The 19,687-nt window shown below is 40.6% G+C and carries 10 protein-coding genes; all 10 read left to right on the top strand.

Annotated elements, in window-relative coordinates; all coding sequences use genetic code 11:
- Positions 1-489: 489 nt before the first annotated feature.
- The 10 genes from CS948_RS17465 to CS948_RS17425 all read left to right on the top strand — a co-directional run bounded on the left by CS948_RS17465 (position 490) and on the right by CS948_RS17425 (position 19,687).
- Positions 490-3,453 carry a hypothetical protein gene (locus CS948_RS17465; protein WP_099293157.1) on the top strand — a complete coding sequence of 988 codons (2,964 nt, stop codon included), beginning with the start codon at positions 490-492 and terminating at the stop codon, positions 3,451-3,453.
- 1,028 nt (positions 3,454-4,481) lie between these two features.
- Positions 4,482-8,129 (top strand): DUF6443 domain-containing protein, encoded by a 3,648-nt coding sequence (locus CS948_RS17460; RefSeq protein WP_255302066.1) that lies wholly within the window; start codon positions 4,482-4,484, stop codon positions 8,127-8,129.
- A gap of 6 nt (positions 8,130-8,135) precedes the next feature.
- Positions 8,136-8,708 (top strand): hypothetical protein, encoded by a 573-nt coding sequence (locus CS948_RS17455; protein ID WP_141560983.1) that lies wholly within the window; start codon positions 8,136-8,138, stop codon positions 8,706-8,708.
- Positions 8,709-8,730: 22 nt separating this feature from the next.
- Positions 8,731-9,129: a hypothetical protein gene (locus CS948_RS17450; protein WP_141560982.1), complete on the top strand. Its 399-nt coding sequence runs from the start codon at positions 8,731-8,733 to the stop codon at positions 9,127-9,129.
- Positions 9,130-9,299: 170 nt separating this feature from the next.
- Positions 9,300-10,244 carry an RHS repeat-associated core domain-containing protein gene (locus tag CS948_RS17445; protein ID WP_255302065.1) on the top strand — a complete coding sequence of 315 codons (945 nt, stop codon included), beginning with the start codon at positions 9,300-9,302 and terminating at the stop codon, positions 10,242-10,244.
- Positions 10,245-10,268: 24 nt separating this feature from the next.
- Entirely contained in the window at positions 10,269-10,772 is a 504-nt protein-coding gene (locus CS948_RS17440) for a hypothetical protein (protein WP_141560981.1), read from the top strand.
- A gap of 1 nt (position 10,773) precedes the next feature.
- On the top strand, positions 10,774-11,214 hold the full coding sequence (locus tag CS948_RS17435) for a hypothetical protein (RefSeq protein WP_099293149.1): 441 nt from the start codon (positions 10,774-10,776) through the stop codon (positions 11,212-11,214).
- Between the two features lie 308 nt (positions 11,215-11,522).
- Positions 11,523-11,678, top strand: coding sequence for a hypothetical protein (locus tag CS948_RS21745; RefSeq protein ID WP_176555105.1), 156 nt, complete (start codon positions 11,523-11,525; stop codon positions 11,676-11,678).
- Positions 11,679-11,813: 135 nt separating this feature from the next.
- The gene (locus tag CS948_RS17430) at positions 11,814-15,137 is read left to right on the top strand and encodes a hypothetical protein (protein ID WP_099293147.1); all 3,324 of its coding nucleotides are present in this window, start codon (positions 11,814-11,816) and stop codon (positions 15,135-15,137) included.
- An 11-nt stretch (positions 15,138-15,148) separates the two neighbouring features.
- A complete protein-coding gene (locus CS948_RS17425; protein ID WP_099293145.1) occupies positions 15,149-19,687 on the top strand; it encodes an RHS repeat domain-containing protein in 4,539 nt (1,512 codons plus the stop codon).

Here is a 19,687-nt window from a genome sequence, read left to right as displayed (position 1 = left end):
TTGAATATTAGGTGTTTGTATTTTTAATTGTTAATTATGTTAGCAAATACGGCATTTTGGCTAATATTTTAAGAAAACTTTAAGAAAAATAGGAACAAATGAGGAACAATTTGTCCGGTTTTTTTAGTATATATTTATACCCTGACTTTATAGCTAAAGAGGGGTGACGTGGTAGGAATTTATAAAGGTCAGCCGAGAAGTTGAAATTTTAAATTGTAATTATGAGAACAATTCAAAAATTACCAAGACGAGGACGGCGTGATCTAAAAAACAGATCTTTCACGGCGTTTGTTTTGCCGGGCTTATTCAAGTGGGCGGTTATAACTGTTTTTCCGGTATCAATAGTGTTGCTTAGGATTCCATTGATTCTGAAAACAAGTAGCAGGGAGGCTCGGGGGCAATTGGTGTTTCTTCCGAAATAAAGATGGTATTTGGCCGTCTTTATTAGAGTAACATTTTTATTAATCTAAAGATTCAATCATGAAAAACATGGCGTGCAAAAAGTTTTTTGTTGGGGTGTTATTGGTTATCGTGTTTGGTGCATCCCAAACGTTAGGGCAAAATTTGAATTTTACCTTTCCATCTCCCGAGTCTTCTATGCTGGTTCGGAGTGTGACTAATCCTGTCAATTTGAATACAGGAGTTGTAAATGTTCAAGTTCCTCTATTCTCGATTCAAGAAGGGGGATTAAGTTTACCGGTTTATTTAAGTTATCAGACTTCCGGGATTAAACTACATGATATTGCCACGTGGGTGGGACTTGGTTGGAATTTGTCTGCCGGAGGGAAAGTGACTCGTGTTGTCAAGAAAAGACCTGATGAAACGGGTTTCTGTAAAAGTTCTTCTCCCGATGGTGCTGCAGCCGCAGTATTGTCATCTTGGACAGAGAAGGCTTATGATTCACGAGAAAATGGCGATTTTGATTCGGAACCCGATGTGTTTTTTTATGAGTTTCCCGGAGCCGCGGGTATGTTTGTCGTGGACCCGGACGGAAATGCTCATACCATTCCCTACTCGAATATCAAGATTGAATGGGTAGACAAAAGTTATTTTAGCATCACGGATGCAAATGGAATTGTATATAAATTCGGTCAGAATGTCAAGGAAGAAGCTACCGTGACAACCATTTTTGATGAAGAGAGGGTTGTGAAACCATCATACGTTTCAACGTGGTATTTGGAGAGTATTACGGGTGTGATGTATGAAACAATTACACTGGCTTATGAAGAAGGAGATACGTATGAATTTTCTAATTATGACGAGAAATATTCAGTTGAAGTATCTTGTACAATACCCGGCAAACCTACAATATCGAAAGAGGAGAAAGAAACTCTTGAAATTGTGACACGAATAAAACTGCAGTATTTGAAAAATATTTCGTGGCGGGGAGGACGTTTAGAGTTTACATCATCTAAAGAACGTGCTGACATAAGAAATACAAGAAGATTAAATTCAATAAAATATTTTGCTTATGACGGTTCATTTATAAAGTCTACAAATTTTTCGTATTATAATGCATCGTCTTCCAATGATAGATTAATGTTATCGGAAATATATGATAGTACTTCTGTCGGTGGCAGGTTTGTTTCAAAATTTACTTACGAATCGTCTTCTCTCGGTTCTAGAAATAGTAAAGATTATGATCATTGGGGGTATTATAATGGAGCAGGCAATCAAACGAACAGACCTGATATTAATTATTTACCGTCAATTCATGCCGCAATTCCCGGGGCAAAGAGAAGCCCTGTTCTTTATTACACGAAAGCGGAAACATTAAAACGAGTGTATAATAATTTAGGTGGGTACACGGAGTATGATTACGAGTTGAATGATGCGTTTGTGGGTGGTTCTCTTGTAACTATCGGAGGCTTAAGAATAAAATCTATAAAAGAAGTTTCGACATCAAAGGACTCTTTGGTCACGAAATACTATTATAAAAAATGTAATGCACAGGGAACAATGCTAAATGAGTCAAGCGGAACTATTTTTTCCGGTGGAAGTTATTGTACATGGATGCAAACTGATGGTGGAACATGTACTTACTTGTTGGAATCTCAAATGGTTTGTGATATTTTTGATATGAATGGAAGTCCGATTAGTTACTCTACTGTTATTGTTGAAAATCCTAATGGTTCAAGGGAGGTTTACGATTACACTTCTAATACTTCGGCTGCAGATGTACCTTCGAAAGTATATTATATACCCCCAAGTTCTTCGTATGTTCAAGACAATAATTACGTTGTGTTTGTAAATTCTTCTCGTTTTTGGCGTAGAGGGCTAATGAATAAACAAAGGTCGTATGATAAGAATAATAATTTAGTAAATGAAGTGAGTTATTACTATTCTTTCGGTAGTAGCTTGAAAGGAGAAATCAAAGGCTATCAAACTTATACATCGAGGTTCGTGACGAGTAAAAAGGTTATAAGGACGAAACACTTGTGTGAGTATGTATGGCAATCGGAACCCGTGTTGTTGAAAACAGTGTATTCTAGGGGGAGTGATATCGTATATACAAACACTCAATATAAATATAACGAGGATTACCTTGTTCCCGTGGAAATAGTTCAAAGTGGTTCAAGTACAACTCTCAAAACGACCATAACATATCCGTTTGATTATCCGACTACTACAACTAAGGGTGACATGATAAATCAGGGGATTGCTTGGATGAATGTTCGACATATGATTAATTACCCGATAGAAACGGTTACTTACAGAAATAATCTTGTCGTAGCCGGAGAATTGAACGAATACATGGGAGGTCTTACTATTGTTTGGCCGAAATTTGTAAAGCATTTGAAAATATCGGATCCGATATCGACATATACACCTTATGCCCATGTGTCCGGTGTAATGGTTTGTGATCCGAATTATGAAGTGGCTTCTGTAAACGAAACGTATAGTCTTGTGGCGTATGCTCCCACGCAACATCGATCCGGTTTATATGCAAAGCCTGAATCGGTTATTTACGGGTATAATAATACGGCGATTATAGCGACGGTTGTTAACGCAACCGTGAAACAAATATACCATACCAGTTTTGAAGATATAGAAGGTGCTATTGTTTGCGATAAAGCAAAAACCGGAGAAAAGGTTTTTAGAGGTACATTCAATATTCCTCTAGATAATTTGGATCCCGGTCAATACGTGTTAAGCTATTGGAAGAGTTCGGATCAAGGAGTGAATTGGGATAAGGTTGTTGTTTCAATAACAGTCAACGCTAGTTCTCCATCTTATGCTATCGATAATGAAACTAATTATATAGACGAAGTACGGGTACATCCCGCAATAGCAAGAATGACGACCATAACCTATAAGCCAGGTATCGGGAAGATTTCTGATACAGACGAAAATAGTTTTACCACTTATTATGAATATGATGGCTTTGGAAGGATTGTGAAAATCATGGATAATGATCGTCAGATACTTAAAAGTTATCAATATAGTAATTAAAGAATTACACTATGAAAAATATATTATTTACTTTCTTCTTCCTTTTTTATATCAATATTCTTTTAGGAGAAGTTATAATTGCAGGTGTCGATCTTTCAGAAAATGAAAGTGAAATTATTGTAGGTGGTGAAAAGTGTCATATTGAAATGAAATATCGATTAACATCATCAATGAAAGAACTACAAATAGGACAACTTTTTAATGGAATGCTAAAAGCACGTGGGTACGATTGGCTTATCTTGGTTGAGATGAAAAATGGAATAATGATAATAGAAATTGAGGCTAATGAAAGTCAAAGTGCAAGAGTATGTGATATCAATTGTAGTGGCAAAATTTATAAGATAACTCAATTGCCTAAAGCTAATATCAAGGAATTTAAAGTACTCGGGAGTGGAAACATTGTTCCAAATATGATTAAAGATATTATTCTTGATGGCTCGGAAATAGGGGTTACATATCATTTGTGTTATAAAGGTAATATTATTAAATCTTTAGAAGGAACTGGAAGTTCTTTAATTTTTGCAGTAATGGTTGATTACGGTACTTACACAATCAAGGGTTCTCAAAATGGAAATGAAAAAAACATGAAGGGAAGCGCAGACTTCACGTGGTTTCCATTTTCTAATCATATTACCCTTACAAATAATTATTTTACGAAAATACCCTCACGAGGAGGGGGAGCTATTGGTGTAATTGTTAATTTTGATGGAGGTGATTTTAATGAATATAAGTATAATCTAGAAATGATCATTTGCGCTTGTAACGAAGGACGAGTAAAAGGTTGGAACCCTGGGCACATATTAAAATTATCAGAAATTACGCCCACTAGAACTATTTTGGCTGTAATCATTACTCCAAATTTATTAGCAGAACCACGTGAAAGTACTCTCTATTTTAATTCAGATGGAACTAGAGGGATTTACTTATCTCAACTTGGAGGAGGTGAACTTATTAAATTTAATGTCTTTGGCGATAATTATATGATCCCTGGTAATTGTTTTTCAATTAATCTAGACGGTTCGCAGTTTATGAAATATGGTTTGTATAAAAATGGTCTGAAAATTAAAGAAAAAATAGGAGATCGTAAACCATTATTTTTCTCCGATTTGACAGAGCCAGGAGAATACACGATTAAAGCCGAATCTGACGGGCAAACATTTGACATGAACGGTTCGGTGCTTGTCCGGGATATAAATATTAATCCACCCCACGTGAAAGAAGAGGTTAAAACGGGGGATGGTTCTATGGTAAGTGATATTACATACTATGATGGAAATGCCCGTCCGGTACAACAAGTAAGCGTAGGCGGATCCCCGGGAGGAAAGGATATTATAAATCCGATAATTCGGGATGGCGTCGGACGAGAAGCAGTTAGTTATTTGCCCTACGTGATAAGCGGGAACGGCAATTATCGTCCACAAGCGGTGGCTGAACAGAACACCTTCTTCACGAGTCTTTATGGAAACAACCCGGTTGCTTACACGAGCAGGAGGTTTGATAACGGACCAAATGACAGAGTGGTTGAACAAAGTGCCCCGGGGTATTCTTGGCGTCTTGACGGGGGACATACGACACGCTTCTCGTACAGGAAAAATATAGCGTCTGATAAGGTGAAACGTTATATTCTGGAGGGGAGTTCCGTGAGACTCGATACGGAATATTGGCCGACAGAGAGTCTGTCCGTGAAAGAAGTAACTGGAACACAAGGGGATGTGATGTTGGAGTATTGTGATGTTCAAGGTAATTTAGTTGCCAAAGAATCAAGACTGATAAATGGTAAGCGTCTTTTTACTTATGAAGTTCGAGATGTGCAGGGACGTTTGCGTTACGTGATTCCACCTTTACAGGATTCCTTGTTCACGACAGGTACCAAGTCGTTGTCGGAGTTGTCAAAGTATTGCTACTACACGGAATATGATGAATACGGTCGGGTGTATAAACAATATCATCCCGGGGCAGGGTACGTGCTTAATCTTTACGATAAAAGAGGACGATTGGTGTTTGTACAAGACGGGAAACAAAGGACAAACGGTACGTGGAGTTTTACCAAATATGATGATCTCGACAGACCGGTTATATCCGGTATCTGCACGGGAACGGAAGCGGGGCATAAGGCGGGGTTGCAATCTCAAACCATTTTTGGAGAGCAACGAGGGACTACATTGCACGGGTACACGAATCAAACGTATCCGACAAACGTTGTAACTAAAGATTGTTACATTATCACTTACTATGATGATTATAATTGGTCGGGACAATCGGCGGTGGCTTATTCGACAGCCGATGCCATCGGTGGGGTTAAAAGCAATGATGTTTTAGGATTGGTAACGGGGACGAAGACTAAAGTACTTGGAGTAACTACCGATCAATGGCTGTTGTCTGCCGAGTATTATGACCAAAAGTATCGTTCGATTCAAAGTGTTATGCAGCTTTATCCATCGGGAACGGAGATTACTTCAAATACTCATGATTTCGCGGGACAAGTTACACGTGCAAAAGTGAAACAAACGATTGGCTCTTTAGTAACCGAATACAACAAGTATTTCACGTATGATCAACGAGGTCGGGTATTGAAGATAGAGCAGCAGATCACAGGGGATAACAGTAATGGTCGAGTTACATTGGTTGAGAATGTTTATGATGAATTGGGACGTGTGTCTTCCGGTAAATTGCATAACGGCAAGGAAATTCAATCTTACGAGTATAACGTGAACGGTAGCGTGGCAAGTGTGTCTTCCTCGGCATTCAGCTACACGTTGAATTACGATCAGGTAAACGTGACGGGGGCTTCGGCTCGTTATGACGGGAATATAAACACCATGACTTGGAAGAACGGGAGTGGAACGGAGAAAGCTTATGTATATTCTTATGACCCGTTGGGACAGTTGGAAGCGGCTTCTTACAAGGAGAAGAGTGGTTCCGGTTGGTTAAATTCAACCGGGAAATATAATGTTAGCGGGCTTTCTTACGATTTGAACGGGAATATGAAAAGTATTCGTCGTAATAATGGAAGTGGGGCTACTTTACACGCGATAAACTATACTTATGGTATAACGAATAACGGGAATGCTATTAGTCGAATCGCACTTAATAATACTTCCTCAGGGACTTACGTGTATGATGAAAATGGAAATATGACCACAGATGGGCATCGGGGTGTCTCGGTTACTTATAATAATTTGGATTTGCCATCGGAAATAAGTAAAGGACAGACAAAAATTTCGTATATTTACAGTGCTAAAGGAGAGAAATTAGCACAGAAGGTGACAACAACGGAGGGGAGTTCTTTGACTTATTATCGAGGGGTGATGGTATATAATGGAAATACCTTGGATTATATATTACATCCGGCGGGAGTTACTCGTAAAGCGAGTAGCGGTTATGTCTATGATTATTTTTTGACAGACCACCTTGGTAGTACACGTGTGGTTTTGGAGGCTAGCGGCAACACGCTTGTCCCGATACAGACGACAGAATATTACCCGTTTGGTTTGGCTTTCATGATGAATAATCTGGATAAGAACAAGCGTTTGTTTAGCGGGAAAGAAATGCAGAACGTGACCTTTGGTAACGAGATGTTGGGAATGTACGATTTCGGTTCGAGATTTTATGATCCTTTGCTGAGTAGATGGTTTTGTCAAGATCCGGCATCACAATTAGTGAGTCCTTACGGGTATTGTGGGAATAATCCGGTGATGTTTGTTGATCCGAATGGAGAATCATTTTTAGCTGCATTCTTAATAGGTGCAATGACTAATGTTGTTTTTAAAGGTTTTTTTGGTAAAGGTGATGGAAATTTTTGGAAAGATTATCTTATTGGAGGGATAGCAGGAATAGTTGGTGCTGGAGCAAGTGCTGGAGTTGGTGGTTTACTTGCCAAAAGTCCTTCATTAGGTGGAGGCTTTATTAATGGGGCGATTTCTGGAGCTACAGGAGGTTTTGCCGGTGGATTTGTTGGTGGTGCGGGAAATACGTGGATGTATGGTGGAAATTTTGGGCAAGGGGTGAAATCAGGTATGGTTGGAGGCGGTATTGGGATGGCTTCAGGAAGTTTGTTTGGTGGTGTGGGACGAGGAATCTCTGATTATCGTCGAGGTTATAATTTTTGGAATGGTGCTGGAGATGTTTTTGAGTATGGTGTATTAGCTGAAGAGCCTAGAGCAATATATAGTGAAGAAATAGCAAAAGCATATGCTCGGAATCCTCATACAGAAACAACAGAAATATTGTTAAAAGAAAGAGTTCAAGATATGTTTAACATTAAAGAAGGAGATTTTGGAATTCAAAAAATGTCAACCAAAGTTCCTCGTGGATATGGGATGGATAATTATGGAAATGTGTACAAAATGTCAACAGGGGAAAAGATTGCAGGTTTTGTTAGCACAAAATCGAATGGTTCTTTTGTGTATATTGCAAATAGGACAGCTACATCTGATTTATTGAATTTTAGAGCTATTGTTGGACATGAACTTATACATGTGTATCATCATTATACTTTAAAAGTAATAGATCGCATTATGACTGAAGCGGTTGCGTATCAATATGCGGCTGATGTGAGATTTCGGGGAGGAGATTTTTTTGGGGGAATGAGAGATCTTAATACAATGATGAGAAAAGGGTATGTGGTAAAAGTAGATCCGAAGTATATTATTCCTATAGTATTAACTATTTATTGAATGTTTATGAAGAAGATAATAGTTGTTTGTGTTATACTACTTGGGGGGTGCTTTTGTATATTTTTAGACAATAACTTGTGTAAGAATATTGATGATGATTCTTTACTGAATCTTAGAGATAAATCTAGAATATCCCAAGAGCCTTGGAAGTTTGATTTGAAGTTTAGTATAGCAGAATTAAAAGGAGATAGTGTAAAGAATAGACTTGTTGATACAAGTTTTTATCTTATAAATTATTTTCCAGATACTCTTTTGAAAATAATTTATCATGAAGGACAAGGTAGGGATACGGTATTGGAAAAATTAGGGCACGAGTATATAAAATATTATCCACCTAAATGGTGGATAATATTAGATACAAAAAGTGATGATAAATATAAATACATATTTTTGTATCGGTATATAGTTGGGCAGTATGGTTTTTTAGATGAAGTATTACAAGTGAAGAATGATAAAATTGTGGGGGTAAATAGAATGGTAGGAATAAGTAATAATTTTGCTCCTTATGAACCAGATGAATATGTGCCAATGGGGGAGGATATTATCATAGATAACTCAGAAGAAAATACGGCATTTTAATTTTGTTATGAATCCTAATATGATGAAACAAATTGTTGTATTATTACTTATTTTTATAAGTATTTTTAGTTGTAGACACCCTAGCAATAAAGAAGGGCGTCACGAGATTCTTCGGATTAGGAATGATTCGGATAAAGATTTATTTTATGATCGGGGAACTTGTGATACATTGCTACCAATTTATAATTTTATGGGACAAGCCCCTGCATTTATAAAAAGTAAAAGCCAAGTAAAAGAATATGAACTTGGGGGATTTGAGCATGATTTTCGTTTTTGTCCATTTATGATATTCTTTTTTGTTGATGCAGAATTATTAGAAATTCCGTATGATACAATTAGAAAGTATGATATGGTACTTTACAGACGAAGTTATACTTTAGAACAACTGGATTCATTAGACTGGACTGTTACTGTACCATAAATGTAATATTACCAAAGTATCATTTAGGTGAAACAAAATAGAAAATTGAAAGTAAGTGAATTTTGGAAACGGGATGTTTTGTCCCGTTTCCAAAAAGGTAATAATATTATTACCCAATCACCATTAATAGCACGTCCTCAGGGATTTACGTGTATGATGAAAATGGAAATATGACCACAGATGGGCATCGGGGCGTCACGATTACTTATAATAATTTGGATTTGCCATCGGAAATAAGTAAAGGACAGACAAAAATTTCGTATATTTACAGTGCTAAAGGAGAGAAATTAGCACAGAAGGTGACAACAACGGAGGGGAGTTCTTTGACTTATTATCGAGGGGTGATGGTATATAATGGAAATACCTTGGATTATATATTACATCCGGCGGGAGTTACTCGTAAAGCGAGTAGCGGTTATGTCTATGATTATTTTTTGACAGACCACCTTGGTAGTACACGTGTGGTTCTGGAGGCTAGCGGCAACACGCTTGTCCCGATACAGACGACAGAATATTACCCGTTTGGTTTGGCTTTCATGACGAATAATCTGGATAAGAACAAGCGTTTGTTTAGCGGGAAAGAAATGCAGAATGTGACCTTTGGTAACGAGATGTTGGGAATGTACGACTTCGGTTCGAGATTTTATGATCCTTTGCTGAGTAGATGGTTTTGTCAAGATCCGGCATCACAATTAGTGTGTCCTTACGGGTATTGTGGGAATAATCCGGTGATGTTTGTTGATCCGAATGGTGAGTTTGCTTGGTTAGCTTTTGGGATTGGTGCGGCATTAGGAGCTTGGACCGGAGGAACATTGGCTAATGATGGACAGATGAATCCCGGTAAATGGGATTGGAAATCCGAAAAAACTTGGGGGTACATGTTTGGAGGTGCAGCTATAGGGGGAGCTTCAGGCGCCCTTGGGGAAACTATAGCAGCAGAAGGTGGTTTTATGGCTAATACTGGTAGTATTATGGCAAGTTCTTTTACAAATTCATTTGGAATGTCTGTGATGACAGGGGGAGAGATGCTACCTAGTATAAGTTTTGGGGTAGCATCTTTTGATTTTGGTTCTGGATTTAATTATCTAGGGAAAAAAGGAAACAAATGGTTGTAGAATCTGGGATATGTATTGGGGGCAATGGCGAATTTATCTGATATCAATTTATTAATAAATAATACAAATGCAGTATTATATACAGAGGCTCAAGATGCAATTTCTCATAGTGCAATAACAAGTGAAAGCGGTGAAGTATTAATGTCATTTGGACCTAATGATAACAAGTTTGCAGAAGGACGTTTTAAGAGTGAAGTTATTACAAGAAAGCCTTTTCTACGGAATGTAGGTAGCTATAAGAAATTTGCATTGGCTTTTCGAAAAGGAACTTCAGATTATAACGTGTATAATCAATTACCCGTAGACATAGCTGTAAATAAATATATATTTAACTTGACAAGAACTTTAGGAAAAGTTTTACCATATCAAGGAATCTCTACAAATTGTTGTAATATGGCGTTGTTGTCTTTGTGGTTAAATGGAATAATTAATATTGGAATACACCCTTATATTTTGTATGCTTCAGCTTTAGCTTACACAAATGGTTTTCGACCAGATTTATTTTCATATCATTTAATACAAAAATAAGATGAGAGCGATTATATTATTATTAGTTAGTTTGAGTATTTGGGGATTGTTAGGAATGAAGACAAATGAAAAAGAAATGTTTATTCGTTATGTACCTGTAAAGCTCCCAACGGATTTATTGATTGGTTTTATGTCTGTTGATAGTATAGGAATGATGAAAGAAATAATGTATAAAATTCATTATAAACGAATAATATCAGACAAATATAATATCACAAGAATAAAGAAGTATGATTTGCAATTTAATGATTCTATAGAAAGACAGAAAAATGGTAATATACGTGTTAAGAAAACAGGACATGTATATTTGAGTGATAAAAATTATCGTTATAGTCAGTATATTTTTCTTGATTCTGCATTGTTTGGACATGAATATATATCAGGATGTCATCGGGATCGTTTAAGAATACTTGATAGTCTTTATTTAAATCAAGATAAATGATAAAAATATGATAGTTGAACTTGTGACTTCGTGTGTATATGATATACTGAAAAATGCTTTTTGAATTGAGCAGGGGGGATTTGTTTTCGTGGTGGGTTGCTAGAATGTAATTGTGGTGTTATCTACATGAAGGGGAAAAATTAACAAAATAAACGTGAATAAAATTTGGAAAATCTTGATTTTTTATGTATATTTATACACTGACTTTATGGCGAGAAAGAGATAACGTGATGTGGGTCTGTAAAGAGCAGTCCTGAAGGTGGTATTTTTAAGAATTGTAATATTAATAAATTTAGTTCTGGTTGAAAATGAGAACAATTCAAAAATTACTGAGACGAGGACGGCGTGATTCGGGGAATAAATTTCTCACAGCGTTTTATTCATGGGGAGCGCAGGAGGTGGAGATTGTCTTGAAGGGGAAAAGTATAGAGGCTCGTCATCAACTGGCTTTTCTTTTAGCGTAACGGGGAACGGGAGTTCCCCGGCGCATGTGTATCCTCTATCGTGATAGGGGATGTGGCTTCATGTAGTTACAATAACAAATTCGAGCTCGGGAGATCCCGGGTGTACCTAACTATTGAATTAAAATCGAGGAAATTATGAAGGAGAAAATTTTGTTTATTCTAGTGTTGTTTCTAGGGGTGTCGAGCGTGTCCCGGGGACAAGATTTTAAACCGAGTGAAGATGCGCAAGGTTACGAGGCGAGTAAAAATTTAACGGTAGATTATTCAACCGGTTTGTTGCATTATAAAATTCCTTTGGTTGAATTGACTTCCGGTGATTTTTCGTTACCTGTTTCATTAAATTTTCAGTCGCAGAAAAGTCAAGTGGGGCTTTGGACATTACAGTTTGGTGGTGTTATCAGCCGTGTCATGCGTGGTGGTGTGCCGGATGAAAAGAGAGTAAGCGGGTATATTCATGGTTGTTCGGCTAACGGTGGGGTACCATTGAAAATAAAAGAAGTGAACATGCATAGGCAAGATGGAGAGTGTGATATTTTTACTATTTCTTTTGGTGGGGGAAATATTAATTTTTATATAAGAAAAGGGAATTCGGGGATAGAAGTAGTTCCCATGGAACGGACAAATGTGCGAATTGTTTGTGAGGCGAATAGCGAGGCGGATAGTATTATGGGATGGAATGCGACAGACGAGTATGGGGTTAAATATATATACAGACAACAGGAGATCGTGAGAGAAATACAAAGAAAAGAGGCGGTGGGTATAAATAATTTGGAGGAAGATAGGTATGTTTCAGCGTGGTATTTGACTAGGATTGAGATCCCGGGAAAAAGGGCTATTGATTTTTATTATAATGGTTATAGCGTGAGAAGGAATATAGAGGAAAGGCTTGTTCGTTATTATTATGGAGAACCTATGTTTGAATATGAGTTTGATTTTAAACGTCATAGAGTACTTCTTACACGGCGAATGAATGAAGTTCTTAATGCTTTGGAAGATGCAAGGAGGTATGAAACTTTTGTTCAAGGGTGTCTGCGCTCCTTGGATGGAATTGGTTCGGAGTGGGATAATATGGTTGCAATGATGAACTCTTTTAATCGTGAAAGTATGTTGTGTAATTTTATGGGGACGTTAAGTGAGTTTGGTAAGGTGCCATTGAATGAGGCGACGATAACAAGGATTATTCATGATGTGAATGTTATGATGGAGGATAGTTACGTGGAATTCTCGGGTGTTTATAATGCGTTGTCAGCTTTAAAGGGATGTATCGTTGATATGTTTCAGCCAACACCTTTTACAAGGTTTGCAGATCGTCTTACTTCATTACATCGGATAGAGGTTCCCACGTTAGAACGGATCGTGACTCCTGATAAAGAGTTGATTTTCGAGTATACAACCAAGAAGTTGACAGGTGTCATGTTGCACGATTACAAGGGGGATTTGATTCAGAAAATTGTTTTGTCGAATAATAAACAGGGGGAGATGCGTGAAGTGTCCTGGCATGATCAAGATGGCGAAAAAGTAAAAAATCAGTTGTTTCGTTACGGGAAAGCCGGGGGTAAGTGGTCTGTTTTGACTCGGGTAATCTTAGATACAAAGGGATCGATAAATATGGAATACGAGGACAACACATGTTCTGGGAAAGATACCGTGGAGGGGTATCGTTTGAAGTCTTTGGTTATTAAGGATGAAAATGGTAACACGGATTCTGTGAAATATCGTTATCCTTATCCCGGTAACGTGATTTATGAATCTATAAGTAGACGAGAAAAAGTTAAATATAATGGTTTCGAAGATGAAGTGTTTAGTGAGACTCCTTTTTACAAGGGTGCACGTTACGTGAACACGGGGAATAATGGCGTGTATTATCATTACGTGGAGGAAGAATTCGTGGGTAAAGGAACGACCACGTATTTATATTCGGTTCCAGATAAGTTTAACGAGGGATTCCCGTTTTGGGTGTGTGGTATACCCTTGGCAAAAGGTACGTACGATGTGGATGGGAATTTGGTATCGTGCGAGAAGAGAAGGTACTTGACGGATTTGAGCGTGACGAAATTTCAAGCGGGAGGAGAAACGTTTTTTGAAGATGCCCCGGAACAAGTGAAATACAAGCAGCGGTTGGAACAAGTTCAACCTTGTCCGTATTATATTGATAAGGACTCATCTTTGGCACAGTACCAAAAGCAACCTGTTATTCTTTTATACAAGGATAAGGGGCAGGAGATATATTTGGATCCGTCATGGCTTTGGAGGGCGAATATACAACCTCGGGCAGATTATGTGGATCCGGAATATAGGTACTCTTTTATTTACGGGGGAAAAACATTATTGAAAGAGAGGGAAGAGTATCAGTTTAACGGGCGTGTTTCCTCGAGTCCTTCCATAGAGCATTTAACGGGGGATTTACCTAATGGGGGACGGCTTGTTTCGAGGGAAGAATATATGTATGATAATTTGGATGTTCACGTGAGTCCAACTCGTGTGATACGGAAATTGGCAAACGGAGACGAGCGGGTTTTGTCGAGAAGAACACCGTTGGATTTTTTACCCGGCACGGAGAGTTGGATAGATCAAATGAGAGAGGAGAACGTGGTGGCGCCATTAATCAAAGAACAATCTTTCTTGAAGAAAAAAGGGAGTGATATGTTTAAGTTATTGGATGAAAATGCGATCATTTACGGGAAACGGGTTGCCACTTCGGGGGGTGTTGTCTTTGTTCCTGAAAAGATGTATGAGTATGTTGGAGGAGAACGGGAGCAAGTTTCTTGGCCTGTGTTGGAGGAGATGGTGTTGACTTTTCCGGAGGAGAAATACCGGGAGACAGTGATGACTTACTCTTTGTTTAACGAGGAATTTTTGCCGGTAGAAACGCTTGCCCCGGGGGAACGTGTGGCGTGTTGTTACGATCAAGCGCGGAATAACTTGATATTGAAGGTGGATGGCGTGGCGAAAGTTAACACGGATGCGGTGGATCGTTACCGGGTTCTGGAGGATGCGAGCGGGAGGATTAATCTGCGTGAATTTCTCGAGGTTACGCCAGTCGATGGGGAGAATCGGTTTCGGGTCTTTTTCTGGTGTATGCCTACCTCTTCTTCTCTTAATGTGGCTTATAGTGTGAAACATAAAGGGGGAGAAGTGAATTTAACTTCCGGTAGTCAGAAAGTGATCACGGGAAAATGGCAACTTTTGTTTTTTGATGTTGATGTGGCGGCTTATTCGGAAGTGTCGAGTGTTAAAGTGTTTTTACCAGCGGCGGGTAAGGTGGCGCTGGGTGTGATGGTTCCTGCGGATGCCGTTTTCGAGGCGGTATCCACGGATAGTTTCGGTCGGGAGTTTTGCACGTTCAATCAACAGGGACATGTCGTGAGGAACGAGTATGACCGGGCGAATCGTTTGCACCGGAGGTATGACGGCGCCGGTAACGTGTTGGAGATTTACAGGTACGAGAATATTCATTAAAACAGAATGGTATGAAAAACAGGAATAATATATATTGTGGTATAGCGTTGTTTGTTATCGCCTTTTTGTTTTTTCCTCTCGAGAAAAAGTGTTATGCGCAAGGTATTGCGTCGTTTACTCAAAGTGTCAAAAGAATAGAACAAACAGGAGGAAATTTAGATGTTACGGTGGCGGTTAAGGATGCTCCCAAGGGTTTTAAATTGAAGATAACCGATTGGAAAAGAAAGGCGAAGGTTAATAATATCTTGTTTGATTACGTGTATTCAAATAAATCAGGTATTAATGATTTGGAGGTTCGTAACGGGAATCAAATTCGGATAAGAGTTCCGGCGTTGAGTTTTTTTAGGCAGGCAGAATGGATATACGAGATAGAGACGAATGCGGGAAAATTGAGAATATCGTGCGTGCAGATGGGAAAATTGGATGTTCCTGACGGGGGATGCGTGATTTGGGGTGGACACGAGATGGGGGAGGAGTCTAAAAAATACGTGTATTTGGATTTTGTAGTTTCTCCCGGGTATCAAGCAAAATTGTATGGAGGATATCACTCTGGTTATCAATTGCCTTCTGGGTGTGTTCGAGTCTGGGGTGAATGGTCAAAGGAGGATGGGAAGGTAGTTGTGACACCTTTGAATAAATCTCCGAATGTACCTAAATTTTCGTACATGGTTGATCGAGATATAAGCTTGTGTTTTGCGGTGATGAAAGGGAATGAAGTGGTGGCATGTTCTAACCCGGTGACTTTTATATTGTCCTCGAGCGGAGATGGTACTATCGAGAAGGAATACGCTTCAGTGTCATTGTTACCCTCGGATACTGTGGTGGCGTACGGTGGTCAGGTGCATTTGGTTCCCACGAGACGCTTCCCGGGAGTGACAGATGCGGAGTATACTTGGGAAAGGCGTGATGTCGGGAGTGATATTTGGGTGAAGTTCGCCTCGGGAAACAAGGATCATGTTTGGGTGCAAAATGTAAAGCTCGATGGTTACTATCGCCGGAAAATGAAGCCGTATAACGGGAGTATAACGTATGTAACAGATACAGTATTAATAGAAGTGGACAGTCCCGAGGGCGGGATGATTTCCGTGGAGGAAGAGTATTGTAGCCGTGGAGAGAGTGTCGCGATCAAGTCGGAGCGTGAACCGCGATACCCGGTCGAGGGTTACTCTTGGGAGAAACGGGTGCGGGGAACAGAGAATTGGGTGACGCTTCCCGGGCAGACGGGGGAGAAATGCGTGTTGACCTCGGTGGCGGGTAATGCGGATTATCGACGCCGATGCGAGACGGCGCGGGGATGTTTTTACTCGAACGAGGTTTTCGTGTATTCGGATATTATCAACAAGGTAGAGAAGACCGTGTTGCTGGACCCGACGACGACCTGTTCCGCCGCTCGAGAGATTAAGGATGTCGTTTACTTGGACGGCTTGGGGCGTGAGATATTGTCGATTCAAGAGAGCGCGTCTCCGGCTGGAGGTGATATTATCACCCCGAAACGATACGGGGTTCACGGGCGTGAGGAACGGTCTTACTTGCCTTACGCGCGGGTTGGCAATAATGGACCCTATGATTTTGATAAGTTTGCCCCGGCTAATTGGTTGCAGGTGGAAGTGGCAGAGCGGGAGTATGTTTACACGGAAACGAGGTATGATAATAGTCCCTTGAACCGGGTAGTGAAACAAACGGGTCCGGGTAAGGCGTGGCATGCCGGTGCGGGGAAAGGCGTGAGCACGGAGTACAAGTTCAACGAGGCGAATCAAGTGAAGTGCTGGAGCGTGGACGCGAGTGGTCAACTGGTCGGGGGAGACGTGTTTTACCCGTCGGGGGTGTTATCCCGTCAGGTAATGACAGACGAGGATGGTCTGGGCAGGGAGGAATTCACGGATGACGAGGGACGGGCGGTTTTGGCGGTAGTGGCGAGTGATGGTGAGCGGTTGGAAACGTACAAGGTGCACGATGATCGAGGGTTGGTGCGTTACGTTCTTTCCCCGGAAGCGAGCAAGCGCGTGGGACGGACGGCAACGCGTGAAACGGAATGTGTTGCCCTGTATGGCTATTATTACGAGTATGATGCACTCGGTCGTTTGGTGTTGAAGCAATTGCCGGGATGTGCCCCGGTTTACATGGTTTATGACAAGCGTGATCGTTTAGTGATGAGCCAGGACGGGAAGCAACGGGCGGAGAATGCAAACAAGTGGAGTTACTCGTTGTATGACAGGAAAAACCGGGTGGTGGAAACGGGCGAGGTTGTTTTGTCGACCGCCACGACACACGCCTCCTTGCAAACGTTAGCATCTTCCAGCCTGGACTACACGCCGGCGGGTACCCGTGCTGCCCTGCAATACACGTTGTATGACACTTACACGTCGAGTGCGGATGTGCCAGTAAAGTCTTTCGTGGCGACGTCGGGGTACACGTCGAGTTACCACCCTTTGGTCGCGGGGCTAGTGACGAGCGTGAAGACCTGCGTGCTGGGGACGGACACGTGGTTGACGGTGACGACGTACTATGATGACCGTTGCCGGGTGATACAAACGGTAAGTGATAACCTCCAAGGTGGGGTGAGTCGTGTGGATATGAAGTATGATTTCGTGGGTAACGTGGTGAAGCAGCGGGAGAGCCATACCACGGGCGAGCGTACCGACGTGCTGGAGAGCGAGCACGTGTATGACGACCGGGGGCGATTGTTGTCATCGACGGTGAACTTGAATAACAGTAGCCCTGCCACGGTGACTTACACGTACGATGCCGTGGGGCGGTTAGTGAAAAAGAAACACGGAGCCGTCGAGGAAATGCGATCTTACAATAGTCGTGGCTGGTTGACGTGCAAGGAGAGCGTTCCTTTCAAGATGAAGTTGAGGTACGAGAACCCGGAAGGAGGTGCGGTTGCCCGTTGGAACGGTACGATCAGCGAGTGGGTGTGGCAGCAGGGGACAAGTGCGGCTTTGATGTACGGTTTCACGTACGACGGGGTGAATCGCTTGACGGGGATGATGCAGAAACAGAAGAGCGGGTCGACTTGGTCGACGTTGACGGGAAGCTATCTTGAAAAGGGAATCACGTATGACCGTAACGGTAACATCAAGACTTTGCAGCGTACGGCTAACGGGAACGTGATTGATAACCTTGTATACAGTTACACGGGTAACCAGTTGACGGGTTTGACGGAGAACGTTAGCGGGACGCCTGCCGGTGATGTTTACGTACGGGGAAATTCAGCCTCAGGTACTTACTCTTACGACCGTAACGGTAACATGATAAATGATAGCCGTCGAGCTTTGAATTTGTCGTATAATGTATTAAATTTGTTGGGTGAAGTCAAGAGCGGTAGCACGTTGCAGGCGAGATATAGTTATCTTGCCGACGGGACGAAGTTGAGAGTACGTGATGGCAGCGGTAACGGTTTTGACTACTTGGGTTCTTTGACATACAAGAGTGGTAGCGCTGGGTTGCAGTTGGAATCGGCGAGTTTCGGGGATGGGGTAATTCTCTCGGGGACGAGCGGTCAGGATGTGCATTATTTCTTGACGGATCACTTGGGTAGCGTGCGGGTGATCGTTGACGGTAGCGGTAAGGTGCTGGAACGGAATGATTACTACGCTTTCGGTGCCAGGCACGCGAGATCGGATTACCCTCAACAGGCGGTCAATCGTTTGAAGTACAACGGTAAGGAGGAGCAAGTGACGGGAGGTTTGGGGTATTTGGATTACGGTTGGCGTATGCTTGACAAGGGGTTGGGGCGTTGGTTTGGCGTGGATCCTATGGCAGAAAAATACGATTCATGGTCACCCTATAATTATGCTTTAAATATTCCAGTTCGTTTTATAGACCCTAACGGGATGTGGCTAGGAGATCCTCCCGGTTTTCTTAAAGGTTGGAATCAAAGAGTTGAAGAAAGTAATAATAATTTTTGGAGATGGCTTGACACGAGATCATCTAAACCGAGTTTACTTTTCAAGGATTTAGGAGATATTGCTGGTGGTATTTTAAATTTTTTGTCAGATGTGACGTTCATCAGTACTTTTGTTACCGGACAAAATAAAACGGCAGACGCGTTGGGTGATGCGATTCATACCGTGGCAAGAATGCCTTCCATGTCGAGCGAGGAGTTGGGAAGTTTTACCGCAAGTTCTGTTTTGTTTTTGGGTGAATTTGCTGCGAGTCGAAAATTGCCGATAGGGAAAATGAGTACTTTGAAAAAAGTGGGTGGTGTTACTAAAAATGTAGATAATATTGCATTCGGCTTAGGAGATGATTTATTTTCATTTGCTAAGAATAAAGGATTCAAAACGTATAGAGATTTTTCTATAGGATTTCAAAAAGATAAAATATTGTCTATGATTAATGATAGTAACAATAAGTTGCATTTTAATTTGACAGGATTTTCTAAATATCGATTTTCAAAGTATAATCCAACTCAACCTGTTACTTATAATAATATTACCAATTGGGAATTACATACGATATTAAATAATCCAGATGCATTGCAACGAACAATATTTTATAGATATTCGAATGGAAATTATAATGTAGTTCCAAACCCTTTTAAATGA

This window comes from Butyricimonas sp. Marseille-P3923, from assembly GCF_900184685.1.
In the GTDB taxonomy this organism is placed as follows: domain Bacteria; phylum Bacteroidota; class Bacteroidia; order Bacteroidales; family Marinifilaceae; genus Butyricimonas; species Butyricimonas muris.
Note: the sequence above shows the minus strand (reverse complement) of the source record. Positions and strands in the feature narration are given on the sequence as shown.

Coding starts and splice junctions, on each gene's coding strand:
- CS948_RS17465 (WP_099293157.1), top strand. CDS start 490: ATGGCGTGCAAAAAGTTTTTTGTTGGGGTGTTATTGGTTATCGTGTTT.
- CS948_RS17460 (WP_255302066.1), top strand. CDS start 4,482: ATGAAATATGGTTTGTATAAAAATGGTCTGAAAATTAAAGAAAAAATA.
- CS948_RS17455 (WP_141560983.1), top strand. CDS start 8,136: ATGAAGAAGATAATAGTTGTTTGTGTTATACTACTTGGGGGGTGCTTT.
- CS948_RS17450 (WP_141560982.1), top strand. CDS start 8,731: ATGAAACAAATTGTTGTATTATTACTTATTTTTATAAGTATTTTTAGT.
- CS948_RS17445 (WP_255302065.1), top strand. CDS start 9,300: ATGACCACAGATGGGCATCGGGGCGTCACGATTACTTATAATAATTTG.
- CS948_RS17440 (WP_141560981.1), top strand. CDS start 10,269: ATGGCGAATTTATCTGATATCAATTTATTAATAAATAATACAAATGCA.
- CS948_RS17435 (WP_099293149.1), top strand. CDS start 10,774: ATGAGAGCGATTATATTATTATTAGTTAGTTTGAGTATTTGGGGATTG.
- CS948_RS21745 (WP_176555105.1), top strand. CDS start 11,523: ATGAGAACAATTCAAAAATTACTGAGACGAGGACGGCGTGATTCGGGG.
- CS948_RS17430 (WP_099293147.1), top strand. CDS start 11,814: ATGAAGGAGAAAATTTTGTTTATTCTAGTGTTGTTTCTAGGGGTGTCG.
- CS948_RS17425 (WP_099293145.1), top strand. CDS start 15,149: ATGAAAAACAGGAATAATATATATTGTGGTATAGCGTTGTTTGTTATC.